The following is a 299-nucleotide window of genomic DNA, read 5'->3' on the forward strand; positions in this document are numbered from 1 at the left end:
TTCTTGAAGAACTTTTGGAGGACAACTATCTCTCACCCCAGAGTGCAGAACAGATTTGCTCTGTCTTCGACGGTAAGTTTGATAAATTACTCAGCAAGAAAAAGGCAACACAAGAGCAGGTTGAACGCTTCAAAGATAAATTGAGTGAAATAAAAGTCCTTACCGAGAATGGTGGTCACCGTTCTGTAAAAGAGACGCTGCTACGGCAGCCTGTTTCCCATGAACAAGACGAAGAACTGGTTGCACAATTCGCTCCTGAAGCTGTAATCGCTTCATCTCAATATGATGAGCAGGCCATA

Annotated in this window: 1 protein-coding gene; it reads left to right on the forward strand. The window is 43.5% G+C overall.

The genetic code is table 11. The features are described 5' to 3' along the window. Positions 1-299: hypothetical protein (locus CWC16_RS20005; protein ID WP_171037707.1), on the forward strand; the 299-nt coding region annotated here is incomplete at both ends.

Origin of the sequence: Pseudoalteromonas sp. S3776, assembly GCF_005886915.1 — a bacterium.
Lineage (GTDB): Bacteria > Pseudomonadota > Gammaproteobacteria > Enterobacterales > Alteromonadaceae > Pseudoalteromonas.